At 64.5% G+C, this 2,920-nt stretch carries 4 protein-coding genes; all 4 read right to left on the bottom strand.

Translation table 11 applies throughout. The features are described 5' to 3' along the window. On the bottom strand, positions 1 to 657 hold the full coding sequence (metW, locus tag OXU43_07675; protein ID MDD9825033.1) for a methionine biosynthesis protein MetW: 657 nt from the start codon (positions 655 to 657) through the stop codon (positions 1 to 3). 34 nt (positions 658 to 691) lie between these two features. Next, positions 692 to 1,879, bottom strand: coding sequence for a homoserine O-acetyltransferase (locus OXU43_07670; protein ID MDD9825032.1), 1,188 nt, complete (start codon positions 1,877 to 1,879; stop codon positions 692 to 694). 47 nt (positions 1,880 to 1,926) lie between these two features. Beyond that, on the bottom strand, positions 1,927 to 2,523 hold the full coding sequence (locus tag OXU43_07665; GenBank protein MDD9825031.1) for a YggT family protein: 597 nt from the start codon (positions 2,521 to 2,523) through the stop codon (positions 1,927 to 1,929). After that, positions 2,523 to 2,920: pyrroline-5-carboxylate reductase (locus OXU43_07660; GenBank protein MDD9825030.1), on the bottom strand; the 398-nt coding region annotated here is incomplete at its 5' end. The genes OXU43_07665 and OXU43_07660, both read right to left, overlap by 1 nt.

Here is a 2,920-nt window from a genome sequence, read left to right as displayed (position 1 = left end):
TTACGCAGCGGGCGTTTGCGGGGGCGCCGTTCGCGGCGCCTCGGCGTCTCTCTCGTCGGGACCGAGGCGGATGCGATAGATCGCGACCTCCCCCATGAGATTGGGCAACAGCCGCATAAAAATGCCGCTGCGGTGCGCGTGATCCACGGTAGTGCGCTCCACGAGTTCGATGCGGGCAGCGCGACAGAGGGTCTCGAAATCGTCAATCGTACATGGGTGGATGTGGGGCGTCTCGTACCAGGGGAACGGCAGAGCCTGGGTGCGCGGCATCCGTCCCGCCAGCGCGAACTGGCGGCGGCACTGCCAATATCCCAGGTTCGGGAAGGTCACGATCCCCTCGCGCCCGACCCGCAACATTTCCGCCAGCAGGAGACGGGGATAACGAATGGCCTGCAAGGTCTGCGACATGATCACGTAGTCGAAAGAATTGTCCTTGAAACTGGCCAGGCCGGCGTCCAGGTCGTACTGGATCACGTGGACTCCCGCCTCCAGGCATTTGAGGATGTTGCCGGCATCGATCTCCAGGCCATAGCCGGTGGCGCCGCGCGCCGCGCGCAGGTGGCAAAGCAGGGTGCCGTCGCCGCAACCCAGGTCCAGCACATGCGCCCGCGGACGGATCCAGCTGGCGATCAACGATTGGTCGGGGCGCAGGGTCATGGCCGGCAAGGCGGGTTCCAGGAGCTCGCAAGCCTCAGGATCGCTCCGAGGGCCGCTCCGGCGGCGGCGGGCCGCCGAAAACCTCCTCCGCGATCCGCCGCATTGCGGTGCGCATCACCCGGTGGTACAGCGAAATGGGCATCAGGAAAGAATCGTGCCCCTTCTCCGATTCCACCCCTACATAGCTGACCTTCTTGCCGGCCCGCATCAGGGCATCTACGATCTCGCGAGAGCGGCTCGGGGAGAAGCGCCAATCGCTGCTGAAGGAAATCACGTAGAAACCGGCCTGGGCCGCCGCGAAGGCAGCGGCCAGGTCGCCGCCGGCGCGCGCGGCCAGATCAAAATAATCAAGAGTCTTGGTCATCAGCAGATAGCTGTTGGCATCGAAGCGATCCACGAATGCCTTGCCCTGGTGGCGCAGGTAGCTCTCCACCTGGAATTCGGCGTCGTAGCCGAACTTGATCTCTCCGTCGCGCAGGTCCCGCCCGAATTTCTGAGCAAGGCTGTCGTCTGACAGGTAGGTAATATGTCCCAGCATGCGGGCCAGCATCAAGCCGCGACTGGGCGGCCGGGCCCCTTGGTCGTAGTAGTGTCCGCCGCGATAGTCGGGATCCGAGCGGATGGCCTGGCGGGCCACTTCGTTGAAGGCGATATTCTGGGTGGATAACTTGGGGGCCGCGGCGATCGCGAAGACGTACCGAACCTGTTGCGGCCGGCAGATCGCCCACTCCAGGCCCTGCATTCCCCCCAGGCTGCCGCCGATGACGGCGGCCCAACATGCAATGCCCAGTTCCTCGGCGAGCAGGGCTTGGCTGTTGACCCAGTCCCGGACCGTGACGAAGGGAAAATCGGGGCCATAGACCTTGCCCGTTGCCGGATCGATCTCGTTGGGGCCGCTGGAGCCTCCGCAACCGCCCAGATTATTGGGACAGACCACGTAGAACGACCGAGTGTCAATGGCTTTGCCGGGGCCGATCATATTTTCCCACCAGCCCGGCTTGGCGTCCTCCGGGGCATGATAGCCGGCCGCATGGTGGTCGCCGCTGAGGGCATGGCAGATCAGTACGGCGTTGGAGCGCGCGGCATTCAGTTCGCCGTAGGTCTCGTAAACCATGTCGAAGCCGGGCAGCACGCTGCCGCATTCCAGCGGCAAGGGCCGTTGGTGACGGTAACGCCGGGGCGAAACCAGGCCGACGGAGTCCGGGGGGAAATTCCCAGGCATATGCGCCGCCCCTAAACCTCCAGAACCCGCCAGAACCGCATATCCGCTCAGGAACGCGCCATCATGGCCACAGCGGCATCATGCAACGGGGCATGTACCAGCAACATCGCCAGGTAAAGCAACACCCAGGCCAGCAGCGGCGACAGGTCCAGACCCGATACGGGAGGCAGGCGTCTGCGGATGGGGCCCAGCAAGGGCCGCGTGAATATGGCCAGCATCTGAAATACCGGGAGCGGCTCGCCGTAGGAGTGCGGCCGGATCCAGGATAGCAATACCTGCAGAAAAATACACACCAGGTAGAAATAGATGGCCAGGCGCAACAGGGAAGCGACCACCAGCAGCAACAGACCGAGCGACAGAGGGAGACCGCCGCCGTGCAGCAACGAGAGCAGCAGGAGTTCCAGACCCTGCAGCAGGATCATCGCCAGCAACGGGGCCAGCAACGCCCCGTGCCGGACCGGCAAGCAACGCCGCAACGGGCGCAACGGCAATTCCGTCAACCCGATCAGGGGCCCTATCAGGGGATTGTAGAAACGCTTCGCGTATAATTCCAGCAGAAATCTTATAAACATCAACAAGAGCAGGATCCCGAAGAAAAACCTCACCAGGAATTCCAGCGCCTGGGCAAAATAGGAATATTCCATTACCGCTCGTCTCCGGAGACCCCGGCCAGCTCCGAGGACCGCTCCCAGGCCGCCCGCAGGGCGCGGGCCAGCAGCGCTTCGATGCCGCCCGTTCGCAGGACCCGCAACGCCGCCTCCGTAGTGCCTCCGGGCGAGGTCACCCGGCGCCTTAATTCCCCGGGAGCGGCCCGTTCCCGCAACGCCAGCTCGGCGGCCCCGCGGGCCGTGCGCAGGACCAGCGTTCGGGCCTTGCGGGGCGGCAATCCCAGTTGGACGGCGTTCGCTTCCATCAACTCCATCAGCAGCAGGAAATAGGCCGGGCCGCTGCCGGAGATCGCCGTCACCGCCTCCATCTGCGACTCCCGCCCCAACCAAAGCACCGTGCCCATCGCGGCCATGACGGTTTCGGCGGTGCGCC

The sequence above is a fragment of the Gammaproteobacteria bacterium genome (assembly GCA_028817255.1).
Taxonomy (GTDB): domain Bacteria; phylum Pseudomonadota; class Gammaproteobacteria; order Porifericomitales; family Porifericomitaceae; genus Porifericomes; species Porifericomes azotivorans.
Note: the sequence above shows the minus strand (reverse complement) of the source record. Positions and strands in the feature narration are given on the sequence as shown.

Coding starts and splice junctions, on each gene's coding strand:
- metW (MDD9825033.1), bottom strand. CDS start 657: ATGACCCTGCGCCCCGACCAATCGTTGATCGCCAGCTGGATCCGTCCG.
- OXU43_07670 (MDD9825032.1), bottom strand. CDS start 1,879: ATGCCTGGGAATTTCCCCCCGGACTCCGTCGGCCTGGTTTCGCCCCGG.
- OXU43_07665 (MDD9825031.1), bottom strand. CDS start 2,523: ATGGAATATTCCTATTTTGCCCAGGCGCTGGAATTCCTGGTGAGGTTT.